This is a genomic window from Chryseobacterium sp. TB1-D10 (genome assembly GCF_059803555.1).
Genome location: NZ_JAPFHB010000007.1, coordinates 65925 through 81839 on the forward strand (window position 1 = coordinate 65925; position 15915 = coordinate 81839).

Consider the following 15915-nt stretch of genomic DNA (forward strand, 5'->3'; position numbering starts at 1 on the left):
TAGAAATCTAAAAATGGGAATTACCGCACTATTTGTAATTGTATTAGTTATCTCATTATTTTTGGTGTCATATATTCCAAATCTTACACTACGCAAAAAGATCTTTATCGTGATTTCAGTTTTATTAATCTGTTTTGCCGTTTTGGCTTTCCTTTTCGCAACGCAGTTTGGTAAAAGAAAACCTCAGCAGGAAAATAATTCTGTAGAAATAAAAAAATAACAATCAAAATTTATAAACTATGAAATACTTAAAATTTATCGTGTGTCTTCTTTTTGGATTGATGTTTATCAACGCCGGACTGGACAAGTTCTTTCATTATATGCCAATGCCGGAAATCACGGAAGAACAAAAGAAATTGTTTGCTGCTTTTGGAGAAATCAGCTGGTTGATGCCATTAGTTGGTGCTGTTGAACTTATTGGAGGATTACTTTTCATCTTCCCGAAAACCAGAGCTTTGGGTGCAATTGTTATTCTTCCGGTAATGGTTGGAATTGTCCTTCACAACCTTACTAAGTTTCCTACTACAACAGGAATTACAATTAGCTTGATTTTAGCAGCTATCAATTTATTGATGTTGATAGATAATCGGGAAAAATATAAAGTTTTGTTGAGTTAATTGAAAATTACGCTTATATATTTTTATGATTAACGTAAAAATAAAACTTTATTCAAATTTAAAATAACCTTTGTTAAAAAGACAAAGGTTATTTTTATTAATGTAATATTTGATTTTTAAAAAAATTACATGTTTGTATTAATTAAAACACAAAAATGAAAAAAGTTGATTCATCCATTGCTATTATGGCATTGGGGGGTTTGCCTATGGTCAGCTAGGCATCAATACAGACAGTTCAAAAACGACTTTGGACGTCAGTGTAATAAGAGATTCCTCGGGAAATATTGCAGATAATTCTCAATTTATAGGATTACAAGCGCCAAGACTTACCAGAGCAGAACTTACAAGCAATACTGCAGATTATGGAACAGATCAAATCGCTGCACTTGTGTATATTACTGATGTTACATGCGGAGATACCGATGTGCCGATAACTTTTGTGGATTCTGTTGGTTACTACTATTTCGATGGTGTATTATGGCAAAAAGCGAGAGGAACTGGCAGCGGAACCGGCGGAGCAGAGCCTTGGTTTGTCCGAAATACGAGTACTGAAGCGACTCTTAACACCCAAAATATTTGTCAAAAAGGAAATGTTGCCGAACCAATCAGGGAATCGGAACTTTTCATATAGATGCTGCAAAAGATAACCCGACTACCGGCGCACCAAGCAATATTCAGGTCTTGGATGATAGTGTAGTATTGCCCGGCGGGAGAATTGGTTTTATTCTCACTCAGCAGCGCGCCGGAATAGTTTTGAGAACTTGGAAATACACTTCTGTCGGAGGAGAAATCTGGTTTGGAACTTCTTGTGCAAATAACGATGGAAGTGCCGCAACAATTGCAGCCAATAATTATAGAAGGCTGTCCGGTTTTCGAAAGTGAAATGCTGGCTCAAAATGAAGAGAAACTACCAAAAGGAGGTTTATACCGAATCAAAGGAAGTGGTAATCTGATGATTAAATATTATAATAGAAAAAGGGAAGATCAAATTAATCTTCCCTTTTTCTATTATAATTTTTCGATAGCTTTTATCACTGGACCTCTTTCTACAACCATCGCCTGTAGGTGTTCGCCGGAATATTCGATGAACTGTTTTGGTTCTGTTGCATTTTCGTAAATTAATTTTCCTTGCTCAAATGGAACGGTTGAGTCGCCTTTGCTGTAAATGAATATTTTTGGGACGTTATTTAAAGCTTTGATATCTTCTTTTGCGGAATAAGGCGAAACCAGAAATTTCTCAATGATTTCTTTATACTGAGGCGAATAGTGAATTGCAATATCTGTAAACGATGACATTCCACCGTCCAAAATTAATCCTGAGATTTTAGTCTGATTATCCTTTGCTAAATGTGTCGCAACCTGCGAGCCTAATGAAGCGCCGTAAATATAAATTTTTGTATTCTTGATATCCTGACGGGCAATTAGATAATCAAACATTTTTTGTGCGTCTGCAGCTACATTGAGATGTTTTGGCGTTCCTGTGGATTTTCCGTAACCACGAAGGTCAATCATTACTACTTGGAAGCGATTTTCCACCAAAGGTTTTGTGATGTATTGATAAGTTGACACATTACCGTTTGCACCGTGGAAAAAGAGAATTGTTTTCTTAATTGATTTTGACTCTGGTTTCAAAACAACTGCGGTAATCGTATCGTTTTCTACAGGCAAACTAATGTTTTCAATTTTTTTAAATTCTAAAGGTTTCATTTCTTTACTCGGCTGATAGAATTTATCATCCATTTGAGCTTTACAAAAAATTGATAATAAGATCAGGAATAATGAGAAGAATACTGATGTTTTCATAGGCTTGCTTTTTAATTATGATTCAAATTTAGAAAGCCAGAGCTTCATTCAAAAAAATTTCAAACCGAATCGTAAAAAATCCCGACCAAACCGTCAGTTCTCAAGATTAAACAAAAAAAGAGACTTAATAATAAGCCTCTTTTAAATTTTATATTAATAAATAATTAATCTCTCATTCTTGCGATGACGTCTAATCCACCTTTTGTCTTATCTCCGATTTTGCAAAGGATTTCTGTGTCCAATGGTAGGAAAACATCCATTCTGGAACCGAATTTAATAAATCCAAACTCGTGACCGGCTTTTGCCTCGTCCTTAATCTCACACTTGAAAACAATTCTTCTCGCAACGTAACCCGCAATTTGACGGAAAACAACATTGTGATTGGTCAAACTTTTTACGGCAACTGTCGTCCTTTCGTTTTCAGTTGAAGATTTCTCGTGCCAAGCCACCAAATATTTTCCCGGATGGTATTTTTTATAAATCACCTCTCCGCTTACAGGATAACGGCAAATGTGAACATTCAAAGGCGACATAAAGATAGAGACCTGAATGCATTTGTCTTTGATAAATTCGTCTTCAACGACTTTTTTTATCATCACGACTTTACCATCAACTGGTGCAATTACATTTTCTGTATGATCCAAAATCGCTCTTGTAGGAACCCGGAAAAACCAGAATATCAATCCCAGCATTATCAAAAGCGGAATTAAAACCGCCAGCGCCCAAATTTGTAAATAATAAATGGATATGGTTCCTATAAATGCAATAAAAAGAATTGCAACTATCAAAGTCCCTTTTGATTCTTTATGAAGTTTCATATTATTAAAATCTTAAACTAATTTTTCTAAAATAAAATATAAATAGACCACCGGAACGCAGATGATAAAACTATCCAGCCTATCAAGAACACCGCCATGACCTGGCATAATGTTTCCGCTGTCCTTTACTGCAAAACTACGTTTTAACTGACTTTCTACCAAATCGCCTAATGGTGCAAAAACAGAGACCAAGAAACCAACCATCATCCAGTTTCCTCGAAGATCAGGAAAATACTGCTCAACAAAGAATCCTAAAATTAATGTCAGAACTACGCCGCCGGCAAAACCTTCCCAGGTTTTCTTTGGAGAAATCCTTGGTGCCATTTTGTGTTTTCCGAAGAATTTACCCGTGAGATAAGCAAAGGTATCACTGCTCCAGATCAATACAAAAAGCATAAAAACCTCTAAGGTAAATGCTTTGCTCGGATCCAGTGTGCTGAATTTCGGTAGCCCTAATGAAAATGCAAATGGCAAAGTCACATAAACGACCGTGAAAATCAACTTTCCATTTTCAAAGTAAAGTTCTCTGGAATATTTGAAAAGTGTAACTACTGCAATCACAATCAACCCTAATGCGAGAATCTCGCTGAAATAATTGTTTATACTGTAGCCGTTAAGAAAATCGTGATGAAAAAACCGTTTTGTAAAGCGGTAATAGATAATTGCAGCAACCGGGAACACCAGCCATTTGTAAATGCTGTTGTCAAATTTCATTAATTTGATACATTCATAAAGCCCAACCACAAGGAAGAAGGTTATTAATCCGTAAAAAAGATATTGCTGTTTAACTTGTGGCAAGAAGCTGCCAAAGAGATTTTCCCCAAGAGGAGTGGTGCAAATAGCAATCACAAGAACATAAATAATCCCGGAAATTGTACGCTGAATGAAATTTTTATCCAAAACTGAAATTTAATCTTCCAGCAAAAGTAAGAAAAGTTTGGTATTATCCTTATTAGGTGTGTCTAATTTGGACTGACTTCCGCTGATTGAGGTCAGATTTTTAAGATTTCCCGCACGTTTGACCTTCATCATCGCCTCGTTCAGATTGTTTGCGATCTGAGAAACGTTTGCTATAATGATAATTTTGCTCGGCAATCTGGATGAATGGTAATGCAGAATATTGTTATGAGAAAGCATAATTCTGCCATCAAAAGCGATCAGATATTCGCAGGTGATAAAAGCAGCATCGTTTTGTTCTGTCAACTCCGGAGAATAAGGCGTTTTGATGACGTCCAAAAAATTCCTCAGATCCTGATCCCAACAGAATACACTGTTGATCTGTTCAATTTTGATAATCTGATTGAGCGTCTGCAAAGCTTCCGACTCATCTGCACAATAATTAAAAAAACCTCCGGAATGTGTGAAAAGCTGTGCGAACTTATAATCCAGATCGGCATCACGAAGTTGATCCGCCAGTTTGGTAACATCCGGCTGCTCTTCTTCGGGCTGATTCATTATCTTATTGACGAGTTTTTTAAACAGACTCAACTTTTCTATGCTTTTAATTAGTACAAATGTAAAAAAATAATTATAATCGGCTAAAAACCAAAACCTTATTTTAAAAGAAAATCCTAAATAAATTAGGATTTTCTTTTAATTATTATGTTAAATCGTATTTAACTCTCTGGATTTAAGATGTTTCCGGCGTCTGCTGGATTATCAAGACTTGATACAGGTTTTTCTGTCAATTCCGGATCCCAAGCGCGTTTTCCGAAAATTTCTTCAAGATCTTCACGGAAAATCACTTCTTTTTCCAAAAGTTTGTTTGCCAAAGCGTCCAGTTTGTCTCTGTTTTCGGTAAGAATATTAACAGCTCTTTCGTACTGTGTTTCCACCAATTTAGAAATTTCTTCATCAATTAATTTCGCTGTCTGCTCAGAATAGGGTTTTCCAAAACTGTATTCAGATTGGCCTGAACTGTCATAGTAAGAAATATTCCCCACTTTATCATTCAGACCGTAGATTGTAACCATTGCCTGAGCTTGTTTCGTCACTCTTTCAAGATCAGATAATGCTCCAGTAGAAATGTTACCGAAAACAGCCTGTTCTGCAGCTCTACCGCCAAGTGTTGCACAAATCTCATCCAGCATTTGTTGAGTAGTTGTCAACTGTCTTTCTTCCGGAAGATACCAGGCTGCACCAAGTGAACGTCCACGAGGAACTATTGTCACTTTCAAAAGTGGCGCTGCGTGTTCTACCAACCAAGAGATCGTTGCGTGACCAGCTTCGTGGAAGGCAACTCTTCTTTTTTCGGAAGGTTTGATGGCTTTATTTTTCTTCTCAAGACCGCCGATGATTCTATCAACTGCGTCCAGGAAATCTTGTTTATTTACAGATTCGTGAGAGTTTCTTGCTGCGATCAAAGCTGCTTCGTTACAAACATTGGCGATGTCCGCACCGCTGAATCCCGGTGTTTGTTTTGCCAAGAATTCTCTATCGATGGAATCATCCATTTTAATCTTAGCCAAGTGGACATCAAAGATCTGCTGTCTCTCGTGCAATTCCGGAAGATCAACATAAATAGAACGGTCAAAACGCCCGGCTCTCATTAATGCTTTATCCAAGATATCAGCACGGTTTGTAGCAGCCATCACGATTACGTTCACATCTGTACCAAAACCATCCATTTCTGTCAGTAATTGGTTCAATGTATTTTCACGTTCGTCATTTCCACCTTGGAAACCACCTTTTCCTCTCGCTCTACCGATGGCATCAATTTCATCAATGAAAATAATAGCCGGAGATTTCGCTTTTGCCTGAGCAAAAAGATCTCTCACTCTGGAAGCTCCAACACCTACAAACATTTCAACGAAATCTGAACCTGACAGTGAGAAAAACGGTACTTTAGCTTCACCTGCAACAGCTTTCGCCAACAAGGTTTTACCAGTTCCCGGAGGACCAACTAGCAGAACTCCTTTCGGAATCTTACCGCCTAGTTTTGTATATTTTTCTGAGTTTTTCAAGAAATCTACAACTTCCTGAACTTCCTCTTTTGCACCTTCCAATCCTGCAACATCCTTGAAAGTGATCTGCATTTTGTCTTTTTCGTCAAATAATTTTGCTTTAGATTTTCCGATACTGAAGATCTGACCGCCAGGTCCGCCTGCGCCACCACCCATTTTTCTGAAAATGAAGAAGTAAAGCAATGCAAAAAGTCCACCCCAAAGTGCTAAAGTAAAAAGCAACTCGGAGAAACCGCTTTGGCTTTTACCAAATTCCATTCTTGCCTGTGTAGGAAGTTTGGAATTGATACTTTCAAATCTTTCCTGAAAATATCTTAGGTCACCATAAGTCAGGACGAAATCCGGACTTGGTTTGATATTGATCACGGAAAGCGGATCGTCTTTTTTCTCGCCTTTTTTTAATTCTGCCTTAGCACTTTTTGTAAGATAAACATCAGCCTTGAAGTTGTCTCTGTAGACCATTACTTCACCAACTTTGCCTTTCTCTACAAGTGTGTAAAATTCTTTTTCATCAATGTTTTTTACCATAGAATCTCCGAGAAGCCCCGGAAGAAATATAAGTAAAATGAGTCCCAATATAACGGGTATAAACCAGTTGAATCCTTTGTTATTCATTCCTAATTTTTAAATATGATTGATGCCAAGTTTGCATCTTTTAATTTTCTATTTTTGTGATCTTTGCATCACCCCAAAGCTCTTCGATATCGTAATATTCACGGATCTCTTTTTGGAAAATGTGCACCACCACAGAAACGTAATCTACCAGAACCCACATAGAGTTTTCAGTCCCTTCTACATGCCAAGGTCTGTCATTCAGGTCATTTCTTACGTTTTTTTGGATGTTTCCGGCGATTGCAGAAACCTGTGTGTTTGAGTTTCCGCTGCAGATGATAAATGTTTCCGCTGCCGCGTTTTCTATTCCTGTTAAATCGAAGACCAAGATGTCTTCTCCTTTTGTATCTTGAATCGAATCTACGATCTTATCGATTAATAATTGTTTTTCTGTAATTTTACTCATTCAAAAAATTGTCTAATTTGCAAATTTATTGATTTTTATCTATTTATCTTTTGTTTCTCATACTTATTATCTCTTAAAGTTTTCATAAATGAGCCAATTATTCCATCTCGAAAATTGTTTTTCTACGAATGACGAAATTATTCCTCTTTTAAATGAAGACGAACCAACTGGCGTTTTTACTTTTAATCAAACCAAAGGCCGCGGACAATATGGTAATATTTGGAAGGTGATCCCAGATCAGAATCTAGCGTATTCACTTGCAATTAACACTTCAAAAATCAATATTTCCGATACAATCCTCAATTACTATACCGCTATTATCGTTCGGGATTTTCTTGCCAATCTGACAAACGCTGACGCAAAAATAAAGTGGCCAAATGATGTTATTCTTAATGGAAAAAAGGTCTGCGGAATTCTCATCGAAAAAAAGAAAATAAATAATGGAGAATATTTCATCATTGGAATAGGGATTAATATTCTTCAAACCGATTTTACACATCTTCCAAAAGCTGGTTCAGTAATGACTCTCACTGGTTTAAGTTTTGATCTGGTGGAATTTGCAAATCGATTTCATCAATATGTCATTTCAAAAATCGCAAACATAAATTCTGAAGATGAAATCTTAGATTATTACAACCAATCACTCTTCCGAAAAGACGAAATCTCAGTTTTTCAAAATAATAATTTGCGCCAGAATGGCATCATCAAAAATGCTGACAAAAATGGTTTTCTCTGGATAGATCTGGAAAATGAAGGCTTACAAAAATTCTTCCATAAGGAGATTGAAATGCTTTACTGATCAATTGCTATTGAAAATGTTTGAAGTCGATCAAAAACTATTTTTTAAATTTTTCTTCTAGAAGAATTTCCATTTCAACATCTTTAATATTGTAATGTCTTTTATTAAAAAATCCCACAGTTTTAATTGATGGATGTTCTAATATCGGTTTAAGATTTCCATCTAATATATTTGTATTAACAAAGCGAAAATCTTCAAGATTTGGAAAATTTTTGAGGAAATCTAAATTTTGAATTGGACCACATTCGTTGAGGCGTAAAACTTTGAGTTTTTTAAGTTTTAAAAGATTTTCACCCGCAACAAATTTTTTGGATTGCAGAATATTTAAATTTTCTAAGCTTTCACTGAGTAAATCTATATGGTCATCATTTAATAACTTAATACAATATTGCAACTCCAATCTTTTAAGCTTAATAAATCTTTCGGTTATTATTTTGAAATCTGTAACATTTGCCCAGTTTAACTGTAAAAACTTCAAATTATCAGATTTAGGGACTTGGCTTAATGTTTTGTCAGTCGCTTTTAAGTTCCAAAGAATTGCATATTCAGACCTTTCGAAATTTTGATTAGGCCAGTGAATATTATTGTCTTTGTAATCTTTTTGATAAACTAAATTTTCATCTATTTCGTCAAATAAAATTGAATTAAAAGTCCAATCCAAGTTGTTATTGATTAATTACAACTTGACTGATTAAATAAAAAAATTACTGGTTTGCTCTTTTAATATAAAGATAAGCAGCAATAGGTGCGAACACCATATTCGGAAGCCACATTGCCAAAAGTGGTGGTAAGGTTTTATTTTCGGAAACCACATTCAAAACCTGAAAAGAAAATACGAACAGGAACGCCAAAGCAATTCCCAAAGCGAGGTTGAGTCCCAGCCCGCCACGTTTTTTCTGAGATGATAGTGACAATCCCAGGAACGTCAGAATAATAATAGAAACAGGCATCGAGGTGCGTTGGTAAAGCTCATTGTAAAAGGACGTTACGTTGTTGTTTCCTTTTATTTTTTCCCGATTGATCATATCCAGCAATTCGGGTGTAGTTTTATTTTGAGCTACCAATTTGTCCGGAAACAACTCAGACGGCGGCAACTTGAAATCCTGAACTTTCGTAGTTCCTTCTCCAAGAATATCGGTGTCTTTCTTTCCGGCAGTTCTTTCGATATAATTATTAATGATAAAATGCTTTTTCTTCACATCCCAATTGATATCCATCGCAGTGATCTGATATAGGAGTTTTTTATTTCTATCAAATTTCTGATACATATATCCGGAACCACGATTTTCCTTCTTGTTGTAACTGTTGACAAAGATATATTCGTTGGGATTGATATTGGAGGCGATGCTCATATTTCCCAGAAGCTTTTCCTTATTTACTGCATTATAAGTATAGGGCTCCAGGACATTTTTTTTGATATTGGACCAGGGCAAGATGAAATGGTTGACTGCCAAAGTTACTATGAAAATCAGCAAAGAAGTAATCAAATACGGCCTAGCAAATCTGTGGAAACTAGCCCCGCTACTTATGACAGCAACAATCTCCGTATTATTCGCCATTCTGGAAGTGAAGAAAATCACGGTAATGAAAACCAGAATTGACATAAAGGTCAGAATCAAATTCAGGATCCAAAAAGGATAAAAATTGAGTATGAAATAGCCAACTGTAAATCCATTACTTTCAATCCTCGGCGTTTTGGCCTGCACATCCACAACCATAATGATGATAGACAAAAGCGCCAACATAAAAATGAGGGTTCCCAAATATTTTTTGATGACGTAAAGATCTATGATTTTCATCTTTCTATAATTGATAAATGATGATTGATAATTGATTCCTTCTTAATTCTTTTTACTTTTCTCTTGAGACTTCTAAAGCCTTTGTTTCAACTGCGGAATAATAGAATCTTTCCATTGGTAGAAATCTCCTGCAACAATATGCTCTCTCGCCACTTTTACCAAATCAAGATAAAACGCCAAGTTATGAATTGATGCAATTTGTTTTGCCAGATATTCTTTAGAAACGAAAAGATGTCGCACGTACGCTTTGCTGTAAGCGCTGTCTACATAACTTGTCCCAAACTCATCAAGCGGTGAAAAGTCTTCTTTCCATCTTTCGTTTTTCATATTTATCACACCTTGCCACGTAAATAGCATGGCGTTTCTCGCGTTTCTGGTTGGCATTACGCAATCCATCATATCCACACCAAGGCCAATGCTTTCCAGAATATTCCAGGGTGTTCCAACGCCCATTAAATATCGAGGTTTATCTTTTGGAAGAATGTCCGTCACCTCATCAGTAATTCTGTACATTTCCGGTTCTGGTTCGCCGACAGAAAGTCCACCGATGGCATTACCTTCTGCTCCGGCTTCTGAAATTACCTCAGCCGAAATTTTTCTCAAATCAGAGTAACAAGAACCCTGAACAATTGGGAACAATCTCTGTTTGTGACCGTACAATTCTTTATTTTCTTCAGTCCAGTCGATACATCTTTTCAGCCAACGGTGCGTGAGTTCCATTGATGTTTTCACGGCATTATAGTCGCTGGGATAAGCAATACACTCATCAAAAGCCATAAAAATATCAGCGCCAATCTGTCTTTGAATCTGCATAGAAATCTCCGGTGACATAAAATGCAGGCTGCCATCAATATGCGATTTGAATTTCACACCTTCTTCCGTGATCTTTCTGCTTTTCGCTAAAGAAAAAACCTGATAACCACCGGAATCTGTCAAAATCGGAAGATCCCAATTCATAAACTGATGAAGGCCGCCGGCTTTTTCCATAATGTCCATCGTTGGACGAAGCATCAAATGGTAGGTATTTCCTAAGATGATCTGCGCTTTGATATCTTCTTTCAGTTCTCTCTGGTGAACGGTTTTCACGGATGCAACGGTTCCAACCGGCATAAAAATCGGGGTTTGGATCTGTCCGTGATCTGTATTGATAACTCCAGCTCTTGCTTTGGATTCTGAAGTTTTTTCGATTTCAAAAAATTTTTGCATAATTTATCTCGCTTGCGGCGGTATACCCGGATTTTCTTTTAATTTTTTCTTAATGAAAGCCTCTGCCTTCGGGTCTTTTGCTATGATAATTTTCTGAGCGTTATCCAGGATTTCTTTGATGATCTCTGGCTTAGTCATATAATATTCATAGCTTTTTGTGAAAAGTTCGCCTTTGATCTTGTATTTTTTCAGAATAAATCTGGTTGCATTTTCAGAATTGATATTATTCCCAATGGCGTAATTCTGCTCATTGATGGCAAAATCTGCCACAATCTGGGACATCTTGTCTTCCGGCAAAATATCTTTCGGTTTTTCTATGGCTTCTGTACAGGACAAAATGCAGAAAATCATTGATATGTAAAAGAAATACTTCATTATTTACAATTTTCCGATCAGGTTTTTCCATTTCAAGTTCAAAACACCGAAGATGGCTTCCTGGATGATTCCGCCATTCATTTTGCTCACGCCTTCTGTTCTGTCGGTAAAAATAATTGGAACTTCTACAATCTTCATATTTTTTTTGAAAACGCGGTATTTCATTTCAACCTGAAAACCATAGCCTTTCAGTTTTATTTTGTCAAGTCCGATTGCCAAAAGTGTTTCTTTTTTGAAACAGACAAATCCTGCAGTTGTGTCGTGAATCGGAAGTCCCAAAACAAATCTCACATATTTTGAAGCAAAATAAGACAGCAAAACCCTTCCCATGGGCCAGTTTACCACATTCACACCTTGAGAATATCTGGAACCAACGGCCATATCTGCAGTTTTACAAGCTTCGTAAAGTTTAATTAAATCATTAGGATTGTGCGAAAAATCGGCGTCCATTTCGAAAATGTAATCGTAACCGTTTGTGATTGCCCAATGGAATCCGTGGATATAGGCTTTTCCCAAGCCATCTTTTATTTTTCTGATACTAAGATGAAGATATTCAGGATACACAGTCTGAAATTTCTTTACAATATCCGAAGTTCCGTCGGGTGAAGAATCGTCCACCACCAACACGTGGAAATCCTGTTCCATAGAAAAAACAGCCGAAATGATCTTTTCGATGTTCTCTTTTTCGTTGTAGGTGGGAATAATGACTAGTTTCTTCATCCGGCAAATAATCTGCAAAGATAACCTTTAATCGTTAATGTTTATTTGGCGGGTTGGAAATTAACTTTTTTTAATAGAAATATGTGATAATTAAAAAAGCGTATTGAATTTCAATACGCTTTTTAGTCTTATTTGATAAGCACGGATTGCAATTACGCACTATCGGGTTTGAAAATGCGCGCTATATGTTTTTTATTTTCTTTCAGACATCCATTCTTTTCCACAATATTCTTTTAATTGATTTTTAAAAGGTGGTAATTCAGAGGTTTTAAAATATTCATCATTAGAATATTGATTTTTTGGATCTGTCTTTATTGACAGATCTTTAATCAAAAAATCAATAAAATTTATTCCGTCTTTAGAATTAAAAAAATAATTTTTCACCTTCCCATCCACTACAATTGCTACTTTCAATTTATTGGTTCTATATATTTTTTTTGAATGATTTTCAGTCACATAGTTATTTACTTTTTCTAATATTTTTTTATTTTTTACTTCATAAATCGATTGGTTGGCAATATCTATTTTAATGTTAGGCTGATAATTTGTTAAATAAATATCCATTGCGTGATCATAATTTCCGATATACTTAATATTAATCAATATATTCTCTGTTTATTTTGGCAGCTTGTTAAAAGAAAAATTGCACTACAAAATAATATTAATTTTTTTTTCATATTTCTTTATAATTTATTCCTATGAAGTCATTTATTATTTGATAATCAGCGTCTTCTTTTTTACAGGAAAAAATTAGAGAAAACAGGGCGAACAAAACACAAACTTTTATTTCTTTCATCTGTATGATTTTTATAAAGTTAAGCCCGATGGGCGGATTTGCAATCTGTGACTTAACATTCATTCAAATATATAATTTCTTCTTAAATAAAAATATTCTTCTGTATATTTCTGATTCATTAATTATATAGTTCGAATAATGATAAATCTGCAATCCGGCTATGACGGAGAAACGACGGAGGAACCATAGAGACACCTCGAAGAAACACTACAAAAATCTGAATGATAAATTAAAATAATAATCACATTTTATTATCAAAAAATAAATTAACTCTATAAAAGAGATTGGTCTCAAAATAACATACAATCTAAATGCTCAAATTATTCGTATCTAAATTATAACTAGAAATTAAAATGCAAAAACAAATCTTACCATTTCTTTTTTTCGCCTTAACGATCATCAGCTGCAAACCGACAATGATCTACAAAGATATTCCCTACACCAAAAACAACAAGGGAGATGATGTGAAGCTGAATGTCTTCACGCCAAAAAATACCAAAAACAAAAGCAATCCGGTTCTTATCTTCGTCTATGGCGGCAACTGGAACACTGGAAACAAAAATAAATACAATATACTCGGGAGAAATTTCGCCCGCAAAAACATGACTGTCGTGATTCCGGATTATACCTTGAGTCCCAATGCTGATGTGGATGAAATGACCAAAGAAATTGCAGCTGCGATACAATTTACAAAAGCAAACGCTAAAAAATATCACGGCGATCCCGACAAGATTTTCATTTCCGGACATTCTGCAGGTGGGCAGTTGGCAAGTTCCGCCGTGATGAATCCAAAATACGGAATCTCCGAGAAAACAATTTCAGGCATTATCCTAATAGATGCTGCCGGAATTGATATGAAAAATTATCTGGAAAAATACCCTCCAACTTCTGCAGATAATTACGATGTCACTTGGAGCAAAGATCCTGAAAAATGGAAACAGGCTTCGTCTATTTATTTCATTAATGAAAAGACACCGCCTTTTTTAATTTATGTAGGTGAGAAAACTTATCCGTCTATAAAAGTCGCAAATGAGAATTTTGTAAAAGCTTTGAAACCTTTTCAACCCAACATTCAACCAATCGTGCTGAATAAAGAACACGTTCCCATGGTTTTGCAATACTTTTTGCCTTGGAGCAAAAGGTTTGATGAAGCGGTTGGTTTTATGAAAAATGTGAAGTAAATATTTGTCTTGATGTATTAGTATCAGGATAAAAATAAGTAAACAACCATCAATAAATCTCAAATAGTTTTAATTTGAATTTGTAAATTATCGTCTAGGGCAGAGTTTTTTTTTCTTAGACTTTATTGTTGATGTAACCTTCTGTTGCATTCATTTTCGAAGTTATGACAGCAGGATTTCCCAATGCGATAGAATTATCGGGAACATCCGTATTCACATAAGCGTTCGGAGCAATGAGAACATTATTTCCGATGGTGATATTACCGACGATTACGGCATTTGGGCCAATCCAGACTTCGTTTCCAATAACAGGAACGCCTTCATTTTTTCCGCGATTTGCCTGAGCAATAGTTACACCTTGTGCAATGTTGCAGTTTTTGCCAATGTTAGCTTTCGGATTGATGACGAGAGCGCCCCAATGTCCGAGATAGAAACCCTCTCCAATCTCTGTTTCGGGATAGATCTGGAAGCCGTATTTGATCTGATAATGGCGTAGGATTAGTCTGTAAGCTTTCCCTGTTAATGATGATTTAGGATGTTTCTGAGCATTTCGGAACCAATAGATGTAATGCAGATTCGGGCTGAAACACTTTTTCAGCATCTGAAAATGGGATAGATATTTCCCGCTTTCTCTGTAAAAATCTTTTTGAAGAATAGAATGACTCATTGGATAAAATTACAAATTATCAATGATTTCCATAATCTTATCTACAGAATTTTTCAGGTTGAAAGGCATTTCGTAATGCTGCATATTTTCCTGATACGATTTGAAATGTTCCGGATTGGTTAAAGCCAGTTTCATTCCTTCATAGATGCCGTCTTCGGAGTTTTCTGTGATGAAGCCCAGTTTTCCATTTTCAAGCATTTCTGTGACGCCGGAAACATCTGTGGCAATAATATTCTTTTTCAAAGTGATAGCTTCAAACAAAACCGTTGGGAAACCTTCGTATCTTGAACTTAGAATATAAAAATCTGCCGCTTTGAAATAAGGATAAGGATTGTCTGTAAAACCGAGCATTTCAGCAGTTTCATCAACACCCAATTCGGATTTCAGCTTCTTTACATTTTCGAAATCGTAGCCATCGCCAACAATCAGAACTCTGTGCCGAAGACCTTCATCTAATAATCTTTTGTGAACCTTCAGCAATCGGTCAAATCCTTTCTGAGGAAAAACAGTTCCAACGGAAATAAATAAAGGTTGAAGGTTTGCGGTTGAAGGTTGAAGGTCTTCCGATTTCTGGATTCTCACTTCCGACTTCACAAGGATTTCGTTGGTGTCCAAAGGATTATGGATTCTTACGATTTTATTTTTCTCGTCATCAGTTTTTGCTAAATTCAAAAATGTTTCCTGAATTTTCTCAGAAATAACCATCACTTTGTCATATTGGAAAAACCGTCTGATTTTTTCCGGCGTATATCCATTAACCTGCGTGAGATCATTGTGAATCCACATCAGTTTTTTGGAAGATTTCAAAGGACTGTTCAGGATTTCATCCATAAAACCATGAATGGCGGCAAACTCAACGTCGTAAATTTTACTTTTGAGTTTTCTTGTATAAAGAATTTTCGGGTATTTTTTTAAAAGATGCTGGTAAACAACACGGTATATTTTTTCAGGAATGTCTTTTGGGCGGTTTGTTGTGATCATTTCGCCTCGGTTGAGGTACATTACGTTGACCCAATCCGGAACATCAGCAAGATATTTTCCGGAATACAGATTCAATAAAAGATCTATTTCGTATTTGTCCTTTGGAAGGTTTTTGAGAAAGGTTACCAGAACTTTTTCTGCGCCGCCATGACGCATAGAACCAATTCTGATA

20 protein-coding genes are annotated in these 15915 nt (G+C 35.9%); 6 read left to right on the forward strand and 14 right to left on the reverse strand.

Going from position 1 to position 15915, the window contains the following annotated elements:
- The first annotated feature begins 13 nt into the window (after positions 1-13).
- The 4 genes from OPU68_RS10705 to OPU68_RS10720 all read left to right on the forward strand — a co-directional run bounded on the left by OPU68_RS10705 (position 14) and on the right by OPU68_RS10720 (position 1499).
- Positions 14-220, forward strand: coding sequence for a hypothetical protein (locus OPU68_RS10705; protein WP_498473974.1), 207 nt, complete (start codon positions 14-16; stop codon positions 218-220).
- A 19-nt stretch (positions 221-239) separates the two neighbouring features.
- Positions 240-617, forward strand: coding sequence for a DoxX family protein (locus tag OPU68_RS10710; RefSeq protein WP_498473975.1), 378 nt, complete (start codon positions 240-242; stop codon positions 615-617).
- Positions 618-864: 247 nt separating this feature from the next.
- Complete coding sequence (locus OPU68_RS10715; protein ID WP_498473976.1) at positions 865-1248, forward strand: hypothetical protein; 384 nt, start codon at positions 865-867, stop codon at positions 1246-1248.
- Complete coding sequence (locus OPU68_RS10720; RefSeq protein ID WP_498473977.1) at positions 1194-1499, forward strand: hypothetical protein; 306 nt, start codon at positions 1194-1196, stop codon at positions 1497-1499. Before OPU68_RS10715 ends, OPU68_RS10720 begins: the two co-directional genes overlap by 55 nt.
- Positions 1500-1625: 126 nt before the next feature.
- Here the strand turns inward: OPU68_RS10720 and OPU68_RS10725 are convergent, their stop codons facing one another.
- The 6 genes from OPU68_RS10725 to rsfS form a co-directional block, all read right to left on the reverse strand.
- Positions 1626-2420 (reverse strand): alpha/beta hydrolase, encoded by a 795-nt coding sequence (locus OPU68_RS10725; RefSeq protein ID WP_498473978.1) that lies wholly within the window; start codon positions 2418-2420, stop codon positions 1626-1628.
- 164 nt (positions 2421-2584) lie between these two features.
- Entirely contained in the window at positions 2585-3238 is a 654-nt protein-coding gene (locus OPU68_RS10730) for a phosphatidylserine decarboxylase family protein (protein WP_498473979.1), read from the reverse strand.
- A 12-nt stretch (positions 3239-3250) separates the two neighbouring features.
- Complete coding sequence (locus tag OPU68_RS10735; protein ID WP_498473980.1) at positions 3251-4138, reverse strand: phosphatidate cytidylyltransferase; 888 nt, start codon at positions 4136-4138, stop codon at positions 3251-3253.
- A 9-nt stretch (positions 4139-4147) separates the two neighbouring features.
- Entirely contained in the window at positions 4148-4726 is a 579-nt protein-coding gene (locus tag OPU68_RS10740) for an LUD domain-containing protein (protein WP_498473981.1), read from the reverse strand.
- Between the two features lie 128 nt (positions 4727-4854).
- Positions 4855-6816 (reverse strand): ATP-dependent zinc metalloprotease FtsH, encoded by a 1962-nt coding sequence (ftsH, locus tag OPU68_RS10745; protein ID WP_498473982.1) that lies wholly within the window; start codon positions 6814-6816, stop codon positions 4855-4857.
- A 40-nt stretch (positions 6817-6856) separates the two neighbouring features.
- Positions 6857-7219: a ribosome silencing factor gene (gene rsfS / locus OPU68_RS10750; RefSeq protein ID WP_498473983.1), complete on the reverse strand. Its 363-nt coding sequence runs from the start codon at positions 7217-7219 to the stop codon at positions 6857-6859.
- Positions 7220-7307: 88 nt separating this feature from the next.
- On the opposite strand from rsfS, the gene OPU68_RS10755 reads away from it, so the two are divergent.
- On the forward strand, positions 7308-8018 hold the full coding sequence (locus tag OPU68_RS10755) for a biotin--[acetyl-CoA-carboxylase] ligase (RefSeq protein WP_498473984.1): 711 nt from the start codon (positions 7308-7310) through the stop codon (positions 8016-8018).
- A 37-nt stretch (positions 8019-8055) separates the two neighbouring features.
- Here OPU68_RS10755 and OPU68_RS10760 read toward each other — a convergent pair whose 3' ends face one another.
- The 6 genes from OPU68_RS10760 to OPU68_RS10785 all read right to left on the reverse strand — a co-directional run bounded on the left by OPU68_RS10760 (position 8056) and on the right by OPU68_RS10785 (position 12682).
- The gene (locus OPU68_RS10760) at positions 8056-8679 is read right to left on the reverse strand and encodes a hypothetical protein (RefSeq protein ID WP_498473985.1); all 624 of its coding nucleotides are present in this window, start codon (positions 8677-8679) and stop codon (positions 8056-8058) included.
- Between the two features lie 43 nt (positions 8680-8722).
- Positions 8723-9817, reverse strand: coding sequence for an LptF/LptG family permease (locus tag OPU68_RS10765; RefSeq protein WP_498473986.1), 1095 nt, complete (start codon positions 9815-9817; stop codon positions 8723-8725).
- A gap of 72 nt (positions 9818-9889) precedes the next feature.
- On the reverse strand, positions 9890-11023 hold the full coding sequence (tgt, locus tag OPU68_RS10770) for a tRNA guanosine(34) transglycosylase Tgt (RefSeq protein ID WP_498473987.1): 1134 nt from the start codon (positions 11021-11023) through the stop codon (positions 9890-9892).
- Positions 11024-11026: 3 nt separating this feature from the next.
- The gene (locus OPU68_RS10775) at positions 11027-11398 is read right to left on the reverse strand and encodes a DUF4296 domain-containing protein (protein ID WP_498473988.1); all 372 of its coding nucleotides are present in this window, start codon (positions 11396-11398) and stop codon (positions 11027-11029) included.
- A 3-nt stretch (positions 11399-11401) separates the two neighbouring features.
- The gene (locus OPU68_RS10780; RefSeq protein WP_498473989.1) at positions 11402-12118 is read right to left on the reverse strand and encodes a polyprenol monophosphomannose synthase; all 717 of its coding nucleotides are present in this window, start codon (positions 12116-12118) and stop codon (positions 11402-11404) included.
- Between the two features lie 192 nt (positions 12119-12310).
- Positions 12311-12682: a hypothetical protein gene (locus OPU68_RS10785; protein WP_498473990.1), complete on the reverse strand. Its 372-nt coding sequence runs from the start codon at positions 12680-12682 to the stop codon at positions 12311-12313.
- A 585-nt stretch (positions 12683-13267) separates the two neighbouring features.
- Here OPU68_RS10785 and OPU68_RS10790 point away from each other — a divergent pair.
- On the forward strand, positions 13268-14095 hold the full coding sequence (locus OPU68_RS10790) for an alpha/beta hydrolase (protein ID WP_498473991.1): 828 nt from the start codon (positions 13268-13270) through the stop codon (positions 14093-14095).
- A gap of 115 nt (positions 14096-14210) precedes the next feature.
- On the opposite strand, the gene OPU68_RS10795 is transcribed toward OPU68_RS10790, so the two are convergent.
- Both OPU68_RS10795 and OPU68_RS10800 read right to left on the reverse strand, forming a co-directional pair.
- Complete coding sequence (locus OPU68_RS10795) at positions 14211-14762, reverse strand: serine acetyltransferase (RefSeq protein WP_498473992.1); 552 nt, start codon at positions 14760-14762, stop codon at positions 14211-14213.
- A gap of 9 nt (positions 14763-14771) precedes the next feature.
- Positions 14772-15899, reverse strand: coding sequence for a glycosyltransferase (locus tag OPU68_RS10800; protein ID WP_498474175.1), 1128 nt, complete (start codon positions 15897-15899; stop codon positions 14772-14774).
- Between the last annotated feature and the right edge of the window lie 16 nt (positions 15900-15915).

Bases quoted from the DNA above. Each gene is read 5' to 3' on its own strand.
- OPU68_RS10705 (WP_498473974.1), top strand. From the start codon at position 14: ATGGGAATTACCGCACTATTTGTAATTGTATTAGTTATCTCATTATTT.
- OPU68_RS10710 (WP_498473975.1), top strand. From the start codon at position 240: ATGAAATACTTAAAATTTATCGTGTGTCTTCTTTTTGGATTGATGTTT.
- OPU68_RS10725 (WP_498473978.1), bottom strand. From the start codon at position 2,420: ATGAAAACATCAGTATTCTTCTCATTATTCCTGATCTTATTATCAATT.
- OPU68_RS10730 (WP_498473979.1), bottom strand. From the start codon at position 3,238: ATGAAACTTCATAAAGAATCAAAAGGGACTTTGATAGTTGCAATTCTT.
- ftsH (WP_498473982.1), bottom strand. From the start codon at position 6,816: ATGAATAACAAAGGATTCAACTGGTTTATACCCGTTATATTGGGACTC.
- rsfS (WP_498473983.1), bottom strand. From the start codon at position 7,219: ATGAGTAAAATTACAGAAAAACAATTATTAATCGATAAGATCGTAGAT.
- OPU68_RS10755 (WP_498473984.1), top strand. From the start codon at position 7,308: ATGAGCCAATTATTCCATCTCGAAAATTGTTTTTCTACGAATGACGAA.
- OPU68_RS10765 (WP_498473986.1), bottom strand. From the start codon at position 9,817: ATGAAAATCATAGATCTTTACGTCATCAAAAAATATTTGGGAACCCTC.
- tgt (WP_498473987.1), bottom strand. From the start codon at position 11,023: ATGCAAAAATTTTTTGAAATCGAAAAAACTTCAGAATCCAAAGCAAGA.
- OPU68_RS10775 (WP_498473988.1), bottom strand. From the start codon at position 11,398: ATGAAGTATTTCTTTTACATATCAATGATTTTCTGCATTTTGTCCTGT.
- OPU68_RS10780 (WP_498473989.1), bottom strand. From the start codon at position 12,118: ATGAAGAAACTAGTCATTATTCCCACCTACAACGAAAAAGAGAACATC.
- OPU68_RS10785 (WP_498473990.1), bottom strand. From the start codon at position 12,682: ATGGATATTTATTTAACAAATTATCAGCCTAACATTAAAATAGATATT.
- OPU68_RS10790 (WP_498473991.1), top strand. From the start codon at position 13,268: ATGCAAAAACAAATCTTACCATTTCTTTTTTTCGCCTTAACGATCATC.
- OPU68_RS10795 (WP_498473992.1), bottom strand. From the start codon at position 14,762: ATGAGTCATTCTATTCTTCAAAAAGATTTTTACAGAGAAAGCGGGAAA.
- OPU68_RS10800 (WP_498474175.1), bottom strand. From the start codon at position 15,899: ATGCGTCATGGCGGCGCAGAAAAAGTTCTGGTAACCTTTCTCAAAAAC.